This is a genomic window from uncultured Campylobacter sp. (assembly GCF_937980635.1).
Taxonomy (GTDB): Bacteria; Campylobacterota; Campylobacteria; order Campylobacterales; family Campylobacteraceae; genus Campylobacter_B.
Map to the genome: position 1 here is coordinate 54,802 of NZ_CALJPG010000016.1, position 21,266 is coordinate 76,067.

The 21,266-nt window shown below is 47.9% G+C and carries 16 protein-coding genes and 3 pseudogenes; 5 read left to right on the forward strand and 14 right to left on the reverse strand.

The features are described 5' to 3' along the window. Positions 1-73: 73 nt before the first annotated feature. From Q0460_RS03380 to sdhA, 11 genes and pseudogenes are all read right to left on the reverse strand, one after another. A pseudogene (locus Q0460_RS03380) lies at positions 74-856 on the reverse strand (Sua5/YciO/YrdC/YwlC family protein); the annotation flags it as partial. Positions 857-1,132: 276 nt separating this feature from the next. After that, a pseudogene (locus Q0460_RS03385) lies at positions 1,133-2,554 on the reverse strand (Sua5/YciO/YrdC/YwlC family protein); the annotation flags it as partial. 285 nt (positions 2,555-2,839) lie between these two features. Then, positions 2,840-4,477: a hypothetical protein gene (locus Q0460_RS03390; protein WP_299084878.1), complete on the reverse strand. Its 1,638-nt coding sequence runs from the start codon at positions 4,475-4,477 to the stop codon at positions 2,840-2,842. After that, complete coding sequence (locus Q0460_RS03395) at positions 4,461-5,183, reverse strand: hydrogenase maturation protease (protein WP_299084949.1); 723 nt, start codon at positions 5,181-5,183, stop codon at positions 4,461-4,463. The genes Q0460_RS03390 and Q0460_RS03395 overlap by 17 nt, the downstream gene beginning before the upstream one ends. A gap of 60 nt (positions 5,184-5,243) precedes the next feature. Beyond that, positions 5,244-5,339: pseudogene (locus tag Q0460_RS03400) on the reverse strand (hydrogenase expression/formation protein); the annotation flags it as partial. Further along, entirely contained in the window at positions 5,336-6,010 is a 675-nt protein-coding gene (gene cybH / locus Q0460_RS03405; protein WP_299084881.1) for a Ni/Fe-hydrogenase, b-type cytochrome subunit, read from the reverse strand. The pseudogene Q0460_RS03400 and the gene cybH, both read right to left, overlap by 4 nt. Positions 6,011-6,013: 3 nt before the next feature. Next, on the reverse strand, positions 6,014-7,735 hold the full coding sequence (locus Q0460_RS03410; protein ID WP_299084884.1) for a nickel-dependent hydrogenase large subunit: 1,722 nt from the start codon (positions 7,733-7,735) through the stop codon (positions 6,014-6,016). A 2-nt stretch (positions 7,736-7,737) separates the two neighbouring features. Further along, the gene (locus tag Q0460_RS03415) at positions 7,738-8,883 is read right to left on the reverse strand and encodes a hydrogenase small subunit (RefSeq protein ID WP_299084887.1); all 1,146 of its coding nucleotides are present in this window, start codon (positions 8,881-8,883) and stop codon (positions 7,738-7,740) included. Between the two features lie 389 nt (positions 8,884-9,272). Then, positions 9,273-10,130 carry an 8-methylmenaquinol:fumarate reductase membrane anchor subunit gene (gene sdhE, locus Q0460_RS03420; RefSeq protein ID WP_298954883.1) on the reverse strand — a complete coding sequence of 286 codons (858 nt, stop codon included), beginning with the start codon at positions 10,128-10,130 and terminating at the stop codon, positions 9,273-9,275. A gap of 10 nt (positions 10,131-10,140) precedes the next feature. Then, positions 10,141-11,115 (reverse strand): 8-methylmenaquinol:fumarate reductase iron-sulfur subunit, encoded by a 975-nt coding sequence (gene sdhB, locus Q0460_RS03425; RefSeq protein ID WP_299084890.1) that lies wholly within the window; start codon positions 11,113-11,115, stop codon positions 10,141-10,143. Then, entirely contained in the window at positions 11,112-12,992 is a 1,881-nt protein-coding gene (sdhA, locus tag Q0460_RS03430; protein ID WP_299084893.1) for an 8-methylmenaquinol:fumarate reductase flavoprotein subunit, read from the reverse strand. Before sdhA ends, sdhB begins: the two co-directional genes overlap by 4 nt. A gap of 156 nt (positions 12,993-13,148) precedes the next feature. On the opposite strand from sdhA, the gene Q0460_RS03435 reads away from it, so the two are divergent. Continuing rightward, positions 13,149-14,039, forward strand: a complete 891-nt coding sequence (locus Q0460_RS03435) for a LysR family transcriptional regulator (protein WP_299084897.1) — start codon at positions 13,149-13,151, stop codon at positions 14,037-14,039. Positions 14,040-14,230: 191 nt separating this feature from the next. On the opposite strand, the gene Q0460_RS03440 is transcribed toward Q0460_RS03435, so the two are convergent. After that, the gene (locus Q0460_RS03440) at positions 14,231-15,859 is read right to left on the reverse strand and encodes a phosphoethanolamine transferase (protein WP_299084899.1); all 1,629 of its coding nucleotides are present in this window, start codon (positions 15,857-15,859) and stop codon (positions 14,231-14,233) included. Between the two features lie 206 nt (positions 15,860-16,065). On the opposite strand from Q0460_RS03440, the gene Q0460_RS03445 reads away from it, so the two are divergent. The 4 genes from Q0460_RS03445 to Q0460_RS03460 all read left to right on the forward strand — a co-directional run bounded on the left by Q0460_RS03445 (position 16,066) and on the right by Q0460_RS03460 (position 19,619). Beyond that, complete coding sequence (locus Q0460_RS03445; protein ID WP_299084902.1) at positions 16,066-16,569, forward strand: PepSY domain-containing protein; 504 nt, start codon at positions 16,066-16,068, stop codon at positions 16,567-16,569. A 13-nt stretch (positions 16,570-16,582) separates the two neighbouring features. Then, positions 16,583-17,119, forward strand: coding sequence for a hypothetical protein (locus Q0460_RS03450; protein ID WP_299084905.1), 537 nt, complete (start codon positions 16,583-16,585; stop codon positions 17,117-17,119). 132 nt (positions 17,120-17,251) lie between these two features. Next, complete coding sequence (locus Q0460_RS03455; protein WP_299084908.1) at positions 17,252-17,914, forward strand: response regulator transcription factor; 663 nt, start codon at positions 17,252-17,254, stop codon at positions 17,912-17,914. After that, the gene (locus Q0460_RS03460; protein WP_299084912.1) at positions 17,898-19,619 is read left to right on the forward strand and encodes a HAMP domain-containing sensor histidine kinase; all 1,722 of its coding nucleotides are present in this window, start codon (positions 17,898-17,900) and stop codon (positions 19,617-19,619) included. Before Q0460_RS03455 ends, Q0460_RS03460 begins: the two co-directional genes overlap by 17 nt. A gap of 456 nt (positions 19,620-20,075) precedes the next feature. Here Q0460_RS03460 and Q0460_RS03465 read toward each other — a convergent pair whose 3' ends face one another. Beyond that, complete coding sequence (locus Q0460_RS03465) at positions 20,076-20,372, reverse strand: hypothetical protein (RefSeq protein ID WP_299084915.1); 297 nt, start codon at positions 20,370-20,372, stop codon at positions 20,076-20,078. Between the two features lie 99 nt (positions 20,373-20,471). Then, complete coding sequence (locus tag Q0460_RS03470; protein WP_299084918.1) at positions 20,472-21,233, reverse strand: EFR1 family ferrodoxin; 762 nt, start codon at positions 21,231-21,233, stop codon at positions 20,472-20,474. Positions 21,234-21,266: the final 33 nt, after the last annotated feature.

Below are 21,266 nucleotides of genomic sequence, written 5' to 3' on the forward strand. Positions count from 1 at the left end.
CAAGCGTGTATATATCGTGCGTGCAATCGTTTGCATTCGCGCTTGCAGCTTCTTTTTTAATTTCCTGCAAAAACGCGATACTATCGTCGCTCGGCGTTAAAATTTCGCGGTCGTTATCCAGGTAAAACGAGATGACGCCGCTCAGCTTCGCGCGCAACTCCTCGCTGCTAAAAATAATGGGCTCGCCGCTGATATTTGCGCTTGTGGCGACGATCGGGCGATCAAAGTGTTCAAAAAGCAACAGATGCACGCCGGTATTGGCTAGGAAAATGCCAATTTTATTAAGGTTTGGCGCCACGCTTGGAGCGATAAAAATCGCACCCGCCCTAAAAATCGCCGAAAAGCTCGCGGGCAAACGCACGAAATCGCCCCCGTTATCGGAATATGCGCCACGCACGTCCGCCACGCACGCCTGCGCAGAGCATGAGCCTTGCGAATTTATCGTCTGTTGCGAACTTGGCTCGCTCACCGCACATTGCAAAGCCGCCTTATCTGCAGCGTTTTGCAAGTCCTGCTCACACGCCCCATATCGCGAGTTTGCCCTATCCGCGGCATATTGCAAACTTGAAATATTCGCGGATCTTTGCGAAACGGGCTCGCTCGCTGCAGGCTGCAAATCAGATATCTTCGTTGAGAGTTGTAAATTTTGCTCGTCCGCATGCCAAGAACCGGGCGATACGTATCGCAGTTCTCTGCCATTTGCCGCAAATTGCGATTTTAACTCGTTAATCGTAACTTGCGCCTCGCTTACTGCTTGCGGCGAGCTCAAATTTTTAGCCGCGCACCGCAAATCAGATCCATCGTACGCGCGCTCTAGCTCGTTTACTGCACATTGCGAGTCGTCTGCCGCTAGCATATCGTAGGCGAAATTACGGTGCGCCGTTTTGCTGAAAATTTGCGCACTCTGTAATATCCCCTGCTCTGCGCAATTTTCAGCGCTTTGCGTACTAAAATTTTGCGTTGCGGAATTTCGTAAATTTTGTAGTTCAGAGCCCTGCCATTGCGCCGCCTCTTCTTGCTCGCCCGCAAATTTCGGCGATATAGGATTTTTGCCTTGCGCCTTTAAATTTTGCGTGCCGAAATCCGCCGCAAAGCCCGTCAGCGTGCGCCAAACGAACTCACGCTTTTTTAAAATCACGATCGGCTTGACGTTACAGTCTATCAGCGCCTCTTCCTCTGCGCTTAGGCTCGCTGCGCGCCCTGCCTGCGCTGCGTCGCGACACATGATCGCAAAGGGCTTACTCGGGCGCTTTTTGAGCGTTCGCAGCATGCGTACCGCGCGCTCGTTCGTAGCATCGCAAACGATGTGAAAGCCGCCCATCCCCTTGATCGCGCCAATCTGTCCACGCCGCAAAAGCTCCGCCGTGCGCGCTATCGCCTCCTCGCCGCTTGATAAAATTTCACCACCCGCGCCGCATAAAAACAGCTGCGGACCGCAGTGCGGGCAGGAGATCGGCTCGGCGTGATAGCGGCGCGTAAGCGGGTCTGTGTATTCGCCGCGACAGAACTCGCACATCTCAAATGCCCTCATCGTGGTGTTTGCGCGGTCGTATGGCAGCGCGGCGATGATGCTAAGGCGCGGGCCGCAATCCGTGCAGTTGATAAAAGGATAGTGGAAACGCGGATTTTGCGGGTCGTAAAACTCTTTTTTACACTGATCGCAGATCGCAAAATCGGGCAAAATCGGGTTAAATTTGCGCCCCTCTTTGGATTGCGTGATCTTAAAATCAGTAAAATTCTGCGTAAAATATTGCGTATTTAGATCGGTGCAGATAATTTTATCGATTCGACAAAGCGGCGGCGCTTCACTGCGAAGGCGCTGCTCGAAAATTTTCAAAATTTCTTCTTCGCGCAGATCTTGCTCGACGCTTTGCGAATCGTGTTTAAAGTCCTGCAAGTCCTCTTTCGCATCTTGCAAGTCGCGCTTAGTATTTTGCAAGTCTTGCAGCGATTCATTATGTGAAATACCTCGCTGCTGCGACGAATTTTGCACGATGAAATTTTGATCCGACAAAGCGGGCAAAATGGAGCCCTGCTCGTTTAGATCGGTCTCGAATAAGTTCGGTAAAAATTTATCGCTCGCTGCAGCTTGAAAATCTCTCATCAAATCATGTGGCAAACTCGTCAAATCAGGCGGATTTGCTAAATCGTTTGTTAGATCACGTAGCAAGCCGGCCGAATCATTCGGTAAGTTCGGTGCGCTTTGCGGCGAAATGGAGTCCTGGCTTAAATTTGAGCCCGTAAAATTTAGTGACGAGCTTGCGGTCTCGCTAGAATCCGACTCGGCAGAATTTAAAGACCGAGCAGCTGATGACGATACTTTCTGCGCTTGAATTTCGTTAGAATTTGGCTCATCTAAATTTAAAGGGGCGGAATTTTTATCAATCGAGCCTTTTTGCGGCTCGGAAAGATCTGCGCAAACGATGATTTTAACGCCCTCGCCGTCGTTATAAACCTCGCCTTTTAGCCCTAAATCCACGGCGAGTTTGTAGACGAACGGGCGAAATCCGACCCCCTGCACCGCTCCGAAAACCTCAAATTTAGCCGCTTTCATGCACGTGCTTTCATAAATTGCGCGGTGCAGGAGCTGCTTTGCAAGCAAGTTGCGCTCGCTGCAAGCGGACAAAACGTACCAGGCGCCTCAAAATATGCTCTAAATTTAATAAAATTTGTTCCTTTGCTTCCGCGCCCTTTGCCGCTTTTTTAAAATTTCGCGCGATCTCATCTGCGTTAAGCTTAGCCCGTATGGCGCAGCTATCGGCACCGCAATGCCCGCGCAACTCGCCGTTTTGCGAATAAGGCTTCAAAGCTTTGCCAAAAATACGCATATATGCCCGATCTAGCGAGCTTGAAGCGCGAAGCTGTCGCTAAAGCTCGCGTCAAAATTTTTGCAAAGTTTAAGCATTAAATCCGCGAATTTGCGCCCGCCAAACATCGCGCCGCCGAAGATCAAAACATCAAAATCCTCTTTGCGCTCATCCGCCAGATCGCTTAAAAAGTAGCCCAAACTATCGAAAAATCCGAACGCAAACAGCTTCTCATTGGCGCTTGCGAGCGCATAGCTCATCGCCGAGCGCAAAATTTTATCCGCTTGCAGGCAGCCGTGTTCGTCCGTGCAAAAATCAAGCCGCACCCCTTTGCCGCCCGCAAAATCCTCCGCAGCGGCAATCAAAAACGCCGCATCGCGCCCCCATATAAGCTGCGCGGCGACGCTAAAGATGGTGTGAAATCCCGCGTTTGCGCTTTTTAAAATTTCATCGATTTTTGCGGCGTTTACGTTAAATTTGGCGCTGAAATTTTCAAGCAGCTTCGCGCCCGTCTCATCCGCGCAAATTTGAGCCTTAAGTTCGTCGAAACTGCGCGACAGATTAAATTTCAGCAGAATTTTTTTAGAGCTTTCGCCGTAAATTGCGATCTCATCGTCTGCGCCCACGCCCAAAAAGCAGCGCAAAACGCGTTTTTTGGAGTCGTTCAAAACCCCCTTCTCGCGGCACGTAAGCGCAAAAAGAGCGGAGTTTTTGTCGTTTGAGTTTTTCAGATAGGAGCTCGCGCTGCCGCTTAAAAAATCCTCGTTTTGCACGATCAAAAAGCCGTTTTGCAGCGGCGCGACTTTAAAAATTTTATCTTTTTGCGCCGCGCTTTCGCATTTTGCGCTTAAAAAATAGATCCCGTCGCTTGCCAAAGCACGCCCAAGCGCAAACACGAATATATCGCCCGCAAGCTTTACGTCAAAAAATTTAGGCGCGTCCTCGTGGTTTTTTCTAAAGATCGCATTGGTTTTTAGGCTTATGAGCGGCTTTTCGAAGGCTGCGAGCGCAATTTTGCTCTTTTCGTCGCTCGCAAAAATCCCATCCAGCGCGCCCACTCCCGCGGCTATCAAAAAATCGGTGCTAAAATCCACATCCGCCTTGAGCGTGAAAGTTGCGCCGCCGCGCTTAATCTGCACCTGCTGAGCATGAAATAAGTTTATGCGGCAAAACTCCAGTAAGCAAGCAAAATTCTCCCTACCTACCGCTTCAAATTTTCCGTCATGAAGCACGCTGGCGCCGCTTATTATTCCGAATTCGTTTTGAGACGGCTCGGCGTGAGCGAGGTATTCTTTCATCACTCGCGGGGTAAAGTTATTAAATTTAGCCTGACTGGCTGCGTTTGAAATTTCATCCTCTAAAAATTTGCTTAAATCGCCCGAGGAGGCATCTTCAAACGTGCCGTTAAATTTCAGAGCTTTCGCTTCGGCGCCGCCCTCGTCCACCACTCGCACGGAGGATTTTGCCAAAAATATAGAGTTTGGAATCAGCGGCATCGCCTCGTCGCTAAATTTTAAAATTTCATCCTCGCCGCCGCGCACGAAAAGGCTTATTAAGCTCGCCTCTTTTTTCAGGCAAAACTCAAGTGCGCTTTTGCGAGCATAAAACAGCAAGAAGTGCGCTATTAGCGCATTTTCATTAAGGTAGTTAAACTCATATGCTACTATCATCTCGCCCCTTTTTTGCAAATCGATCCGCGATATCTTGGGCGCTGAGATCGGCGATTTTTTCATGCGCGAAACCAAGATTCGATAGGTACCTAAGCGCCGTTTTTTCCATGATTTTTGAGGACTGCAATATCACAGAACTTAGCTTAAAGCTTGCTTCCTCGATGCGGCGCGGCACGACCGCTAGAATTTTAACGTGAGGCAGATCGCCGCAAAGATCCATCATCTGCAGGGTTTGAAGCATTTCGACCTCGTGCGCCGAGCCGCTCCAGCTGATCTGCTTAGGCATCGCGTCGTAGTCGAAAAAATACACCTCGCCGCCCTTTGCGCCGTCCGCGTCTATGCAATCTACGAGCAAAATTTCATCAAATTCCGCCATCGTAGGCATCAAAAAGCTAGCCAGCGTCCCGCCGTCGATAAAGCTGATCTGATCCGCACTATCGCTCGGCACGGCGAGATTTTTGGCAACGAGGTTCGCATTGATAGAGCTTTGCGCTGCGGAATTTATGGCGGAATTCTGCGAAGTAGAATTTGAAGCGAAATTCTGCTTTGCGGAATTTTCTGAAGTAGAATTTCGGTCTAAATTCGCTGTCGCGAAATTTTGCTTAAAGATAGAATTCTCATCTGCAAAATTTTGCAAGGAGTTGCGCTCTATGGAATTTTGCGAGGTAGAATTTTGTATCGCAGAGACTTGGGCGGAATTTTGCATGAAATTCTGCGCCGCGAAATCCTCGCCCGCCTTAGAATTTCGTGCGGCGGCTTTAGGATAAAATTTATAGTTCTGCGCGAGCGCGCGGACGAAGTGCACGCCTATGCCCTCGTCCGCGTAGATGACGTTGCCGATACCCAGTACCAGCACCCTCAAGCGTGCTCTTCCTTTTTAAATTTATAGCCGCTTACGATCGCATCCATCGCGCCATCCCTGCCCTTGACGGCGTTAAAGACCGCCATATAGACGTGGATCGGCACGAAGATTATGATGATATTCATACAAAGATGATGTATCATTCGCACTTCGCTTAGATCGCCCATCGCAGCTTCTAGCGGGCGCAAGAGCCCGTATAGCGCGCCGCCGAGCCCTTCGTGATAGACGTGAACGTATAAGATCATACCCGTTAGGCAGATTACGAACAGCACTAGATAAAAGCCCAGATAGGAAATGAACTGTAGCGGGTTGTAAACGCCGCGAAGATGCGGGTGCTCGCCCAAAAAGATATAGTATTTGATCTGAGCGATCCAGACGCGCGGGCTAAAAAAATCCTTGATGCTTAAAAGCTCTTTTCTACTCTTTTTATCGAAGAAGAAAAGATAGGTTTTAAAGATCGCCGCACCGATCATCGCAAAGCCGAAGATCAGATGCACGAATCTAAATTTAGCCTGCATGAAAAGCACCGGCTCGGGACTCACCTCGGGCGCGGTGAAAACAAAGGCGATGTAATATCCGGTGATCACCAAAATCGTAATGCAAAGCGCACGCAGCCAGTGAGTGAGCCTAAGGCCGATTGAGAACTCGTATTCCGCAAATCTTTTTTTCATCGTTTATCCTTTGCTGGGATCTACCCTATAGCAGCCAAGCTCCGCCCCTTTAGCGTCCATCACGTGCACGGCGCAGGCTATGCAAGGATCGAATGAATGGATGCGGCGGATGATCTCTAACGGCTTGGAAAGATCGGCAAGCTTAAGTCCGATCAAGCAGGATTCGTAGGCGCCCATAGCGCCGTCTTTGTCCTTTGGCGTGGCGTTCCAAGTAGACGGCACGACCGCCTGCCAGTTTTTGATGACACCCTTTTCGATCCTGCACCAGTGGCTAAGTGCACCGCGCGGTACGTGGCCGATATAGCGACCTTTGTACTCTTTTGAGTTATCGATTACATATTTTGCGCAGGTTTCGGTATCGCCGCTTTTGATGTTTGCGATCAAATTTTCTAGCGCGATCAGTCCGTTGTCGGCTACGACTTTAGCCTCGATCATACGGCACGCCGTTCGTCCAAGCGTTGAAAATACCGCCTCAAGCGGCAAGCCGGCGTCTTTTAGGAATTGATCCACGACCTTTACTACGCGCTCGTTTTTCTTGGCGTAATTTACTACGATATTTGCAAGAGGCCCTACCTGAAGCGGTTTGCCGTCGTATCGCGGAGCCTTGATCCAGGTGTATTTGCCCTGAGTATCGAGCACCCTCGTATGCGCTTCTTTGCCGTGCGCGTCGATGCTCTGCCCGTCCTGAAGGCCCGTATAATTCGGCTCCTGTTCTCCGTCGTAAGGATGAAGCGCTGCATCGTTTTTATACCACGCATGCGTTGCCTCCTCAGTAATCTTGTTCTCATCAAGCTCCAAAACCTTGCTAATATCGCCGTTCATAATCATGCCGCTTTGAAATAGCCATTCGTTCTTTGAAAGCTGAAATTCTTGATGAGTCCATAAATTTGCCACGCCGATATCATTTAGCACGCTAGGTTCGTTACCGTAAGCTTTAGCAGCCATTACGAGATCAGGATAATAGGCGCGATTTACGAAGTCTGCGACCTCTTTAAATTTAGACATATATTCGCCAAGTCTCGCAGGACTTAGGATATCCATCACGCAGGTGACGCCACCTACGGTAAGGCTTTGCGGATGAGGCTGCTTCGCACCGAATATCGCCATCATCTGAGCCGCCGTACGCTGAATGCGCAAACACTCAAGATAGTGCGAAAGAGCGATCAAATTTTGCTCCGGGCTAAGCTTGTATGTAAGATGGCCGAAGTAGGCATTGGCAAAAGGCCCCAAAGCGCCCTTTTTAACAAAAGCGCCCACGCGATCCTGCACCTCTTTTAGCTTATCGGCACCGCACGCATAAGGGGTGTCGCAGTATTTAAACGCCTCTTCGCTTGCTTTTTTAGGATCGGCGCTAAGCGCGCTTACTACATCTACGAAATCAAGCCCGTGGAGTTGATAAAAATGCACCGGATGATCGTGTAAAAACAGCGCGTTAGCCATCAGCGTGCGCGTTAGCAAGGCATTTAGCGGCGGAGTGATACCGAGGGCGTTTTCTACCGCGACGATGCCCGCTTTGTAGTGCGAGAAGGTGCAGACGCCGCAAATTCTTTGCATAAAAAATCCCGCGTCGCGCGGATCTCTATTTTTTACTATGGTCTCAAGCCCGCGCCATAGCGTCGAGCTGCTATAGGCCTCGCGGACGACGTTTTCGTCATCCACTACGACCTCTATTCTTAAATGTCCCTCTATTCTGGTTATCGGATCTATTACGATTCTTTGCGACATGATTATTCCCCTTTATCTTTCTTAAATGACGCAATCGCCGCGTGTGCCGCTACCGCAACACCCGTGATCGCTAAAATTCCGACACCTATCTTATCTGCGGTAGCATCAGCGCCTAGCCCGCCAAAAACGCTTTCGTAAAGGCGATCCGCCAAAGGCTCCTCAAAAGGCCCCATATGATCCCAAAAATCAGGCTCTGAGCAGCCTATGCAGCCGTGACCCGCTTGTACCGGCCAGCTAGTGTGGGAGTTGAAACGCTCGCGCGAGCAGTTGTTAAACGTATAAGGACCCTTGCAGCCTACTTTATAAAGGCAGTATCCGTCCTTCGCACCCGCATCTCCGAAGCTTTCTACAAACTCGCCCGCATCGAAATGTCCGCGGCGCTCGCACAGATCATGTATTCGTAGCCCGTAAGCCCATTTAGGCCTATTATAAACGTCTAGGCTCGGAAGCGTGCCGAAAAGGATGAAATTTAGCACGTTGCCGACGATATTTTTTTCATTCGGTGGACAGCCTGGGATGTTGACGACAGGCTTACTTATGATCTTTTCTAGACCTACTGCGCCGGTCGGATTCGGAGCTGCGGCTTGGATACCGCCGAAGCTCGAACAGGTACCGATCGCAAATATTGCTGCAGCGCCTTCGGCCGCGTCTTTGCAGTGTTGAGCTCCGCTCTTGCCCTCAGGACCCACGGTTAGGAAAAATTCATTCTTGCCGCTTGGGATTCCGCCCTCGACCATTAAGATATAGCGCCCCTTGTATTTTTCGATCGCACCCTCTAAATTTTCCTCGGCTTGCCAGCCTGCGGCAGCCATTATCGTCTCGTGATATTCAAGGCTGATGTAATCAAATATTAGGCTGTCGATGCTAGGCGTCTCGGTGCGTAGCAAGCTCTCGCTACAGCCCGTGCACTCCGCCATATGAAGCCAGATTACCGGCAGGCGATCCGCAAGCTCCGCAGCTCGCGCCACGCTCGGTACAAATGCGGCCGGAAGACCAAGCATCGCGGTCATCGCTCCGCTCCATTTCATAAAATCACGACGCGAAAAACCTTTTCTCTTAAGCCTTTCTTGTATGCTTTCCTCCGCTTTTATTCGCGGCAAACGCTCAACGGCATCAAGTCTAGCCGAAATTTGAGCTAAATCAACCATATCGTCCTCCTGAAATTTAGGATATTTTTAAATGGCATTCTATCGAAATTTAGAATTCATGCACCTTAAATTTCATTAGATTTAATTAAAATTTTATATTTATTCATCGTCTAGCAGGTTTTAAATTTAAAAATAAAAGGCGGATTAAAATTTGATTCGCCGGGCGAAACGTTAAATTACGACAGAGAAAGCATTAAAATTTATGAAGCGTTAAAATTTATAAAGCAGTGAAATTTTATCCAAGAATTTTATAGTAGCGGAAAGTATTTTAGGATAAAGTAAGCGTAGGTCGGATGATTTTGTGCGATACTAGCAGGCGCACTGTTTGTGCGCCGCGGCGAAATATTTTTGCAAAATCATCCGTTAAATCTTTAGAAATTTCTCAAAGATCAGCTTACCAATCTCGTTGCATCTTGGATATTGATGTTTAGTCCGAGCTGTTCGTTGCTTAGCCCAAGTGCAAGGCCTACCAGCTGAGATAGGTGGATGATCGGCTTTCTTGCCTTTGAGTTCATCGCTTCTTGGTATCGCTCCTGATAGATATCAAGCTGCATCTGACATAGCGGACAAGGAGTAACTACGACGTCCGCTCCGTGCTCGGCAGCGTCATTTACGATCTCGCTTGACATTTTAGATACTGATTTTACCGCTGGATAGCTAGCGTGAAAGCCGCAGCAATCAAGGCGCTTTTCAAAAGGCACTATCTGAGCACCAAGTGCGCTAACTACCGCTTCAAAGCTTTTCGGATTGGTCGAGCTTTCTTTTTTAAGCTCGCGCTCCGGTCTTAATGAGTGGCAGCCATAAAATAGCGCTACTTTTAAATTTGAAAGCGGTCTAACAACCTTGGCTTTTAGAGTGTCTAAATTCTGATATAGCACCCAAAGCAAGCTCGTTATCTCGGTACTTCCCTGATACTGCATACCGCCCTCTTTTAAAAAGGTATTGATATAGCTTTTAGCACCCTTATCCAAAGTTAGCTTTGCTTTAGTTAGAGTTAGCATACAGGTGGAGCAGGTAGTTAGCAGAGGCATATTCATACCCTCGGCTAGCGCGATGTTTCTGGCATTGGCTACCAAGCTTGCCATAGGATCGACGCATTGAGCTTGACTAGCCCCGCAGCAGCTCCAACCTTTTATCTCGTGAAGTTTAATACCCAGTACCGGAGCGATCGCTTCAAGTGAAATTTTAGATTCCTTTGCGGCTTGACTTAAAACGCAACCCGGGAAAAATGCAAATTCGTTATTCATACTCTCCTCCTTATTCTATCTCGCCGCTAGCTTGAGCCTTGCGTGCGGCCTCTATCATCTTAACGAGCCCCGCATGTCCCTCGATCTCCTCGCCTCCGAATACGTGCAAAGGATTCATCTTACCCGCAGCCATTAAATTTGCCGCTACGTCCATCTTGCCCATATTTGCAAATACGCCTTCGCTTCTTAAAGCAAGCTTGATCTCGTTTAGCCTTCCGCTTCCCTCTACGATATCTAGCAGGAACGCCTCTGCGTGAGCTGGACCGCTTCCTGCGGTTAAGCCTTTTTTCATCGCTAGAGCGCGAAGTGCGGTGATGTCGCTTTGAGCGCTTATGCCTTTAGGGCAGCGATCGGCACACTCTTGGCAGTGCACGCATAGCCATAATCCGTTTAGTACCGCAGGCTTTAGATGAGGCATAGCATCCCTGCTTCTTGAATCAAACGCGGCGCGGTTAGCATGCGTAAAAACAAAAGGTTGCATATAATCGCTCGCATCGGCTCCAAGCTTATTGCATTCGCTAGCGCAGCAGCCGCAAAGGATGCAATCCCACTGCTTTTTGACGCGCTCCATCTGCTCCGGGCTTTGCTTACAGCCCTTATCGGCGCTAAATTCTTTCTTAGGGGTAATCGTAGGTTTGATCTTTCTTAAATTCTCGATACTAGGCTCCCAGTCCACCACTAGATCCGAAATCACTCGGAAATTATTTAGCGGCGAGATCGTAAAGCTATCCGGGTTCTCATACTCCGCAAGCAAAGCCTCCATCTTGGTATCGCAGGCGAGATATGAGTGCCCGTTTACCCTCACGGCACAGGCTCCGCATATCGCCATACGGCACGCTGCGGTAAAATTTAAAGTGATGTCTAAATTTTGCTTAATAAATTGCAAAACTCCAAGCAGGGTCTTTCCTTTGATCTGCTCCAAACTAAGCTCGTAGGCTTGCTTATAATTTTTGCTTCCGTCGAAGCGGTCTATGATAAATTTCATTGAGGTTTCCTTCCGTCAAGAGAGAATTCCGTAACGACAACCTCTTTGTAGCCCAAGCTTAGCTCGCCTGCGTCGTTCATCGTCACGATACTGTGCTTTAAGAAATTTTTATCGTCGCGCTTCGGATAATCCTCTCTGGTATGCGCGCCGCGGCTTTCCAGCCTCTTTTGCGCAGCCAAACACGCACAGCGCGCAAGCAGGATCAAATTTCCAAGCTCGACATAGTCGGTAAATGCGGTATTCATAACCGGATTTACATCCGCGACGTGCAGCTCGTCGTAGCGCGCTTTAATACCCTCTAAATTTTGCGAAAGCAGATCGAGCTTCTCGCCTGTTCTAAAGATGCCCATATTGTCCCAAAGCTGCGCGCCTAACTCTTCGCGTAACTCATACATCTCGTTTGCCTTGCCCGAGCCGTTTGCGATCTGCTTAAATTTAGCCTGCCATTTTTGCGCGAGCTCGCTCGCTCTTTTACCGTCACCAAAACCGCTTTGTTTTGCAGCATAATCCGCTGCGCCGAGCCCTGCGAGTTTGCCCGTTACGACGGCGTCGGTTAAAGAATTTCCGCCCAAGCGGTTTGCGCCGTGAATCGAGATACAAGACGCCTCGCCCGCGGTATAAAGCCCCGAAATTTTAGTGCTCATATCGTCAAATTTTGTGACTTCAATGCCGCCCATCGAGTAGTGTGCGGTAGGACGAATCGGAATCGGCTCCTCGATCAGATCAATACCCTCAAATAAAATGGCGGTGTGTCTGATCTTAGGAAGGGCTTTTAAAATTTTATCTTTTCCGAGATGTCTTACGTCAAGCAGCACGTATGCGCCGAGCCCCTCGCCGTAGCCCCTGCCCTCGCGAATCTCGGTTTCGATCGCGCGAGCTATGACATCGCGCGGCGCAAGCTCCATCTTTTCGTGGTAATTTTTCATAAAGCGCTCGCCTTTGTTATTGAGCAGATATCCGCCCTCGCCGCGCGCAGCTTCGGTAATGAGCGCGCCGCCGCTTTTGATACCTGTGGGATGAAACTGCACCATCTCGGGATCGCTAAATCCAAGACCTGCGCGCAGTGCCGCCGCAATACCGTCGCCGGTAGCGATATAAGGCACCGAGGTGCGGTTGTAAAACATCCTCGTGTATCCGCCCGTAGCGATTACCAAGGCTTTGCAAAGCACCGGATAAAAATCGCCGGTTTGGATATTTCGAAGCACGACGCCCTCGCATTTGCCCTCAGGCGCGCTGATCTCAAGCAGCTCATGATCGATTAAAAATTTCACGCCGTTGCTGACCGCATCGTCAAAACAGGCGTGCATCAAGATATGACCCGTCTTATCGGCGGAGTAGTTGCATCGTTTTTTAGACGCGCCGCCCATGAAGCGCTGCGCTACGCCGCCCGGGACGCCGCTTTCTTTGCCGTCCACGCCGCCGCTAGCGTTTCTGGAAAACAGCGTGCCGATGTAATCCATCTCGGCAATCGTAGGGCCCGCAAGCTCGCAAAATTTAATCGCGGCGTCCTGATCTACGAGATATGCGCCGCCCTTTACGGTGTCATAGGCGTGAAGTTTGTATGAATCGCCGCCACTGAAGCTCGTAACGCCGTTGATACCGCCTTCTGCCATACAGGTGGCGTTGCGCGAAGGCATCATCTTTGTAGCTACGACTACGCTGAGATTTGGATTACTCTTTCTTACCGCTACGGCTGCGCGCAGACCCGCGCCTCCCGAGCCGATAACGAGTACGTCCACACTAGGAAGGCCGCCTTCGTTGCCGCCGTCTGCGCTTTTACTCTTGTCGGTATCCACGCAGCCGCTAAGGCTAAGCGCGCCGACGCCGATACAGGCCGATTTTAAAAAATCGCGTCTGTTGAAATTTGATTCACTCATTTTCCTCTCCATTTGAGAAATTCTTAGCTTAAGTTTAAAGTTCTAAACTAAAAACGTAATTTTAGTTTCATTTTTAACATAAGTCAAATATTATTTAGTGTATCATTTCATAAGAATTAAATTATCAATTGGAGAGGCTAAATGAATTTGCATCGCATGGAGCTAGTATTAAAAGTAGCAGAATTCCGCAGCTTTACTAAGGCTGCCGAAGCACTTAAAATCCCGCAGCCGTCGCTATCGCAGAGCATTTTATCGCTGGAACGCGAGCTTGGAACGCAGCTTTTTAACCGCACGAGTAATCCCATTTCGCTTACGCGCGCGGGAAAAATTTATGCTAGTAAAGCCAAAGTCATTTTTGACGCCATAAACGACCTAAAAAGCGATATCTCTGAAATAAGCGACGTAAAAAATGATAAAATTCGCATTGGTTTTTCGCAGAACGGCTATAATCTACTGCCATCGCTGCTGCCGATGTTTTGCAAGAAATTTAAGGATTCGGATCTGCAAATTACGCAATTTTCTTCTGCGCTTAGCATTCGTGAAATGCTACTTCAAGGTGATCTTGATGTCGGTATGCTGATACTGCCCATCGATATGAGCGGACTTGACGGGGTTAAAATTCTAACGCAAAAAACCTATGTCGCTCTAAGCTCCGCCCATCCGCTCTCGCTTGAGTTTAAAAACGAATCTGTTCCCAAAATTGACATTTCGCGCTTAAAAGAGGAAAGATTTATCCTGCCTAATCAAAGCCTAAGGAGCGCCGAGCAGATAGATGCATTCTTTGCCGCCGCAGGCTTTGCGCCGAAAGTGCTATGCCGTACGGAGACTTTTGATATCGCCAATGCCATCGTCGCAAGCGGCGCAGGAACGTGCTTTAGCATACCGCAGATGATAAAAGAAGATAAGGCAAGTAGGATAAAGCTCTTTGACGTAGGCGCGCGCGAGCTCGATAATACGCTGATAATCGCCTATAAAAAAGGCAAACGCCTAAACCATCTAGCGCAGGCTTTTATCAAAACTGCATATAAAATTTCTAATGAAATTTAAAATTCATAGCTCGCAACGATAAATGAGAGATTGAGTTTTTGCGGCACTTTGCCTTTCTTTTAGCTTTTGCATAAAAATTTTTAGAGTAGATTTTGCTCAAGTTTAGGTAAAATTTCAAACTAAGCTTAAATTAGAATTTTGCCAATAGAATTTTTTGCTGCTAAAATTTCACTCACAATTTACGACGGAATTTAGCGCGAAATTCTAATTTTTACTCCGCTTAAAATATCCAAATCCTTGTTATACACCTTTGTATCTACTTCAAAAATTCCAAGCAGCGTGTGAAAAAGATTATCGTGCGAAAAAGCGTCGTCCTTATGCGATTTAAGCGCGCCTAGATCGTATCTTTCGCGCATTTTTCCCTCACCTAGCCAAACAATAGCACCGATATGCTTTTGCGCCTCGGGAGCGAAAAGATAGGGCATGCCGTGCAGATAAACGCCGCTCTCGCCGAGGCTCTCGCCGTGATCGCTCATATAGATCATCGCCGTTTCGTGCGTCTTAGAATGCGGCTTTAAAAAATCTATAACCTTGCTTAAAAAATAATCCGTGTATAAAATCGCGTTGTCGTAGGCGTTTGAAATTTCTTGCTGCGAGCAGTTTTCAAGCTCGTTATCGCGGCAAACGGGGCTAAATTTTTCAAATTCTTTCTTATAGCGCTTGAAATACGCAGGCCCGTGATTGCCCATCTGATGCAGCACGATTAATACGTCTTTGCCCGCGTTTTCGGCGACAAATTTATCAAGCCCTGCAAGCATCCCCTCATCCCTGCACTCTATGTCGCAGATAGGATTATTTTGCGGAATTTTAAAATCCTGATATTTTACGCGCAGCGCCACACCTTTGGAATCGGAATTATTATCGCGCCACAAAATTGCCATGTCATCAGCGCGGCTTAGTATGTCCAATACGTTTTGCTCCTCCGCAGCCTTTTCGACGCTAAATTCCTCGCGATTTAGCAGCGAAAACATGCACGGCACGCTTTGCGCCGTCGAAGTGCCGCAAGAATGGGTATTGCTTAGGCTTACGACGCCCTGCTCTTTGGCTAGTAGCGGATTAGTATCTCGCTCGTAGCCGTTTAGCGAAAATCTATCCGCTCTCGCCGCTTCGCCCACGACTACGACGACGAGTTTTTTTGGACTTGTGGAATTTTTATCGATATGCGCGTCCGTAGCGATTTGCATCAGAGGCTGCGAGCCTTGCTTTTTAGATTTTGCGATAAATTTAACGCCGCTGTAGATCCAATATCCGGGATTTGCGTAGCTACGTAAAATTTTATGCTCTCTGAAAAATGACGCGTAGTATTTGCTAAATCCAAAAAGCAGCGCCGCAATGATTATTATGCAAATGCCCGCTACTTTGAGCTTAGCTAAAATTTCAAATTTAAGCGGACGGTAGCTAACGCGCGCGCGAGCAATCAGCACGCAGGGCAAGACGCCCAGCACCAGCACGTAAATCGCTAGTCTCGGGCTAAAAAGATCCGCTGACTCGGCAAAGTTCGTCTGGGCTGCGTTACGGATCATCTCCGAATCGATTACGACGTTATAGCTATCCATGAAATACGCCGTAAACGACGAAATAAAAAAGCATATCATCAAAATCGGCTTTGTCGTATAGCGCGAGCTAAAAATCGTAAAAAATAGCGTCAAAAAAGCGATCAAAGCTGCCATGTCGCAGACAAGATAGATAAAATTTAGCCCCGAGATTCCGTAGGCATTTATGATATTTTTAAAAAACGAGAAGTTAAAAAACATCACAAAAGCAAGCGAGCTTAGAAAAATAAGCTTCTGCTGCGACGGATTTTTAAAAATGCTAGGCACAAAGCGTTCCTTGAGATAAAATTTCAAGTTGAAATTTTACGGCGTTTTGGTAAATGCTCGGAAATTCTGCGCTTCGTATCTCACAAATCGCAGCAAAATTTTTGTGAAATTTTAAAATTCTTCGCACATTCATCTTAGCTTCATCTTGAAGTTTTAAAATTGCGCCATCCAAAATAAATTTGGAAATAAAATTAAAAGGATTAAAGATGAAAAATCTTAAAGCTTTAGGCGCACTCGCCGCTACATTCGCCCTTGTGGGCGCATTAAACGCAGGAAGTTTTAGCGAAAAAGACGCTAAAGTTTCATTCGATCAAGCGATAGGGATCGCGCAGCAAAACTTTGGTGACGCGACTATAAAAAGCGTAGAAATCGACGATGAGCACGGAAGGCTCGTCTATGAGATCGAGTCGTATAAAGAAGGTAGCGAAAGCGAGATCAAAATCGACGCTCAAAGCGGCGAAATTTTAAAGACTCAAACGCAAAAGAAGCTAAAGCCTAATAAAATTGATTATTCGCAGGTCAAAATCAGTGCCGCAGACGCTCGCACTAAAGCACTTAGCGCAAACGCCGGCTGGGATTTTCGCGAGGTCGATTTGGAAAGTAACGGCGGTAAGCCTGTATACGAAGTCAAACTACGCCAAGGTATGAGCAAAAAAGAGGTGCTAATCGACGCCGCTACGGGCGAACAGATCTCGCAGCGTCAAAAATAAGCAAAGGCGTGAGATGAAAAATCAAAGCTTAAAGGGTGGAGCAGATAACTCCGCCCAAACTAGTGAGGCTTTGAACGCTAGGGATTTTAGCATAAACGAAAATGCTGATGCTATGACTTATGGTGCCCAAAATGCAGACGCGGCTAAAAATTTAGATGAAAATATGCAAGATTTTTCGGTAAATTTAGCAAGCGAAACAAGCGAGCGGAATTCTTCGCAGACGCAAGACTTATCAAGTGCGCAAAATTTCGCTAGCGAGCAAAATTTAGCCGATACGCAAAATTTTTCAGATACAAGTAATTTCGCAAGCGCGCGAGATTATGCCAGTGCAGCAAGCTGCGCGGAGGTTTGTAATTCTTGCAAGCCAGTGCTTTGCAGCCGCTGCAAACGCGAAATCGCTAAGCAAAATTTTAAGCTTGGCTGCGTAGGATTTGGGCTTTTTGCGCTAAATATCGCAGCAGGCGCACTAAATTTTTTAGGGTGGTTAGGAGGCGTAGCGGATAAAAAGGCAAGCGAGATTAGAGCTAGACAAAAGGCGCCTGCGAATTAGTGCAACTCCCTAACGCTACTGAAATTTAGCGGTGCGTAAAATGAGCGTGTTTACACATCCAAGGCACCGCAAAATTTATGCGTTTTTGGCTAAAATGGCGGATTGGAATTAGCAAAATTTTAAAGGAGCGCTTTGAAAATTTTACTTGTCGAGGATGAAAAAGATCTAAATAAAATCATCGCAAAATGTCTGAAAAAGGACGGCTACAGCGTAGATTGCGCCTTTTGCGGCAAGGAAGCACTAGAGTTTTTGGATGTCGCAAAATATGACGCTATCGTGCTTGATGCTATGATGCCCGTGATGGACGGCTTTGAGTTTTTAAAGGCGGCGCGGACGCGTGGACTGGGAACGCCGGTTTTATTTTTAACTGCGCGGGACGCCAAAGAAGATATCATCGCAGGGCTTGATCTGGGCGCAGATGATTATATGGTTAAGCCCTTTGATTTTCGTGAGCTTTTGGCGCGGCTTCGCGCAATTATTAGGCGTAAAAACGCTACTGCTGATAACGAAATTATCATAGGGCAAGTGCGCCTAAATCTAAGCAAAAAATCGGTCGTCTGCGCAGGCGAGGTAGTGGAGTTAACGGGTAAGGAATATAGAATTTTAGAGCTTTTGATGCTAAATCGCAGTGCGATTTTAAGCCGAGAACAAATCGGCGATAGCATTTGGGATTTTAGCGACGAAGCGAGCTCAAATGTTATCGATGTTTTAATCAAAAATATCCGCAAAAAGCTAGGCGAACACGGCAATATAATAGAAACGAAGCGAGGGCTTGGCTATGTCGTGGCAAGATAGCAAGATTTGGATTAAAATTTCAGCGATTACGAAGCAGATTTTTGCCGCTACGGCGCTTTTCATATTAAAATTCGTGCGAAATTTTAAACAGAATTTTACGCATAATTTTGCGTGTTTAAAGAAAAGCCGCAAGAAAAATCCCATGCAAAATATCGAGTTAAACCAGGCTCTAAATTCTACTCAAAGCCAGGCGTCAAATTTTAGAAGTAATTCCACGCAAAATCCGGCATCAAATTCCGCGCCAAATTTTTCTGCTACAAGCGCAAAGCCTGATCTAGCGCAAAATTCTAATAGCGTCCTCGCGCAAAGTCAAGGACAAAATTTCGCGTCTAAAATCGCGATAAGAAATTTTACTCAAGTCTTATCTAGAGTATTCGCAACTGCTAAAGAAAATTTTAGCTCGCGCGCGCTACCTATCAGCCTACGCGTGACGCTTTATTACAGCGTATTTATTTTGGTGCTTGCAGGCGCTATTATCGGCATTTGCGGCTATATTTTAGACGAAGTATCAGGAAGCTCCGTTAGCCAAAAAAAGCTTGCCCACCTAGTGCAAAAAGCCGCGCGCGAGGACAAGCTAAAAAGCTTTGATGACGGTGTATTTTTCTACGAACATGACGGACAGGGCGGCGTGATCGCGGGATTTGTGCCTAAAGGCTTCGATCCTGCGCTGCCGCTCTCGCCTCAAGGCGCGCGCGAGGTGGAGCTTGACGACGATGAGTTTTTCTATTACGACGCGCAGATCAAAGGGCGCAGCGCATGGATACGCGGCGTAATCGCAGTTAGCGAGTTTGAGCTTGCGATGAAGCGCGTGATGCTAATCGCTCTTATCCTATCGCCGCTATTTGTGGCGCTCGTCATCTACGGCGGCTATGCCATCATAAAAAGAGCGTTTAAACCCGTGCGCACTATGTCGCGTACAGCTAGCGAGATCGGAGCTAGCGGCGATTTTACGCGGCGAATAGAACTACCGCGAGGCAAGGATGAACTAAGCGCGCTTGCAGCTACGTTTAATGAAATGCTAGCATCGCTGCAAAGCGCGTTTGAGCGCGAGCGGCAGCTAAGCGCCGATCTTTCGCATGAGCTGCGTACGCCCGCTGCCGTTATACTGGCTCAAAGCGACTACGCCCTAGCCTACGAGCAAGACGCGAGCGAGGCGAAGGAGAGTTTCGCGGTCATCAACAATCAAGCGCGTAAAATTTCGGCGCTAATAGAGCAAATTTTAGAGCTTGCCCGCTTACAGCGTGGCGTGCGTTTGGCACCCGTAAGCTTAAGCAAAATCGCAAGCGAGTGCGCGCAAGACTTTCAACTTTTGTGCGCACAAAAGGGGCTAAGCTTTAGCTCGCAGATAGCCGAGGGCGTGCGCGTAAACGGCGATGAGCTGCTTTTGATCAGGCTGATTAACAATCTTTTAAGCAATGCTTTAAAATTTACGCGCAGTAGCGTCGCTTTAGAGCTTTGCGTCAGTGCAGACGCGTGCGAACTTAGCATAAGTGACGATGGAGAGGGCATAGAGCCTGCTTTGCAAACTAAAATTTGGGACAAGCTCTATCAAATCGAGCGTTCCAGAAATCGCGAGCAAAATAGCGGTGCAGGGCTCGGGCTAGCCATCGCCTCACAAATCGCAAAGATCCATGGCGCGCAGATTTCGCTGCGTAGCGAAGTAGGATGCGGAAGCAAATTTAGCGTGGAGTTTAAGAAGGTTTAGGCGGTTTTGTGGGCTTGGTGGCGTAAAGAAATGCTGGGCGGCGAAATTCTTAAAATTTTATCGCCTATCGTTGCTTAAATTTAACGGCTATAGCACAGTATATAGGGGCGATGGTGTAATTTTAAAATTAGGCCGGCGTCGCCAATAATATCGGATGATTTTTGCGATAGTCGTGCGCTTTTAAATTTAAATGGGCCAAATTAAATGGGCCAAATTTTAAAATTTAGTTTTACCGCGAAATTCCACGGCGAATTAATAAGGCAAGGCGCGGCATTTTGCCCTTGGGCGAATTAATAAGGCAAGCGCTTTAGAGCTTAAGTAGGCCGGCGCGGGTAATTTAAGAATTTTGAGATATGCGGTAAAATAAGCCTTCGCTGAAATTTCACGGCGCAGTATTGCAAAATAAACCTTTGCTAAAATTCTAAGACGCCACATTCGGCTCTAGAGAATTTAAATTTAGGAGTATCTAGCGACCGAGTAAAAATTTAAATACGGAGCAAAAAAGACGGACTGAGATTTAAGGCCGCTTACATAAGCGAAATTTCTCTTTTTGCCCGCCTCTCTCTTGCAGCTTACGGCGATATAGCCGTTTGCCTTACCTCGCCCGCCGTTTATTAGTATGACCCTACCGCGCTCGTCGGTCTCGTATCCGTAGCGAGTGCTGTAGCCAAATTTTACGAGGATCTTGCACGGCGGTAGGTTAAATTTTACTAGCTCGCGGCGAGTTACTTTTTTGCGCCATATTCGTTGCAAAATATCGCACCTTAGCCGTGCGAAGCGCTGTTAAAAAGTAAAATTTCCTCGCCCGTTTTCATGTATTTGATTGCGAACTTGCGAGGTATGAGCTCGCCCTCATAAGTCTGCGGCGATGGACTTTTCTAAATTTTTCGCCCTGCCTAGGATCGTAATCGCCTTGTGCTCGCATATATTTACGCACCTGTAGCAAAGCGTGCACTCATCGCCGAATTGCGCCTTTTTGCAAGCGAGCTTTATGTTACGCATCGGGCAGGGTTTGACGCAAGCCCCGCAGCCGCTGCATCGCGATGGATCGAGGCTCGGCCTGCGCTTAGCAAAGGGGCTTTTGTCCCAAATTTTCATCCAAAGCCGCTGTCCTAAAAACCCTGCGATACGACAAAGCGCACCTAGCCCCTCTTGCGGCGGACGGCCTGCGATAAGCGCCTCCGCAACGCGTCTGACTTTAGCGTCCGCCTCTTTGATTATGCGCTCGTTTTTCGCTTGCGAGTAGCTAAAAATCGCCACATCGAGGATGAACGCGGGCATTTTGATATGAGCGCCGCCCGTTATGTTTGCGCCGAATTGTTTTAAAACTCTAGCCGCGCACCCTGCCCCGTCGCCGCTGAAAATCTCCATCGTAGCGAGGATGAATACGTTTTTGCCGCTAAAGCTCGCGCCGTTTCGGTAGAGGAAGTCGCGCACGATACGCGGCAGGTCGCTAAAATAGACGGGATATGCCAAAATGACGTCATTGTGGTGCTTTAAAAGCTCATTGCAAGCCTTGCTCTCGATCGAGACGCAAACGCCGCCAAGATGAGCGATAAGCCTATCCACGCAGTGCTTCGTGTTGCCCGTGGCGCTAAAATAGATCGCTATCATGCCCGCCCCCCAAACTATGTGAATTTCGGTGAA